This is a genomic window from Mycolicibacter sinensis, assembly GCF_001667375.1.
Lineage (GTDB): Bacteria > Actinomycetota > Actinomycetes > Mycobacteriales > Mycobacteriaceae > Mycobacterium > Mycobacterium sinense_A.
In genome coordinates this window covers 1-593 of the sequence record NZ_LZIN01000088.1, presented here as the reverse complement: position 1 = coordinate 593, position 593 = coordinate 1, and the positions used below count along the sequence as shown (strand labels likewise).

At 66.6% G+C, this 593-nt stretch carries 1 protein-coding gene; it reads right to left on the bottom strand.

Translation table 11 applies throughout. From position 1 onward, the window contains the following. Positions 1-593 (bottom strand): PE-PPE domain-containing protein (locus tag A5771_RS24700; RefSeq protein ID WP_131808932.1); only part of this gene is annotated, 593 nt, incomplete at both ends.

Sequence of the window (593 nt, the reverse complement as noted above, 5' to 3'; positions counted from 1 at the left end):
AGCCCCAGATACATCATGTGCTCGTAGAACAAACCGAGCTCAGAGGTGGACGTGGGGTCGGTGACCGGATCTCCGGGGATCGTGTAATCGGTTACCGCGAACCAGTTGTTCGGGGTCTGGACACCCGACAGCAGAGCAGTGTCGAAGAAGTCGGAGGAGGAAACCCCGCCCATACCCTCCGACGCGGTGTCGGCACCGACCGGATTGCCGATGAACACGAAATGCAGCAACTGCGGGTCGACGCCGTCGTGTTCCAGCTGGGCCATGGCGATCGAACCGGCCGTGGCGCCCTGCGACCAGCCGAACACCCACAGCGGGTTGTCGGCATCGTAGGCGTCGGGGTTGGCGTTGAGTTCGGCGTGCACCGCCCGCACGATCTCGGCCGCCCCGACGAAACTGCTGTGGCCCTGCTGGACCAGCGCCGGGGTGGACAGGATCCGCAGCGGCGCGTCGCAGTCGCCGACACCGACCACGCACGCGGCTGGATCGTCGCCGACGTCGAAACCGAGCGGGTGAAGGAACAGGTCGGCCGCGGTTTGGGCGAACGCCGCCGAGGGCGTCGGCAACATCGTCCCGCCGACGAAGATCGCGGT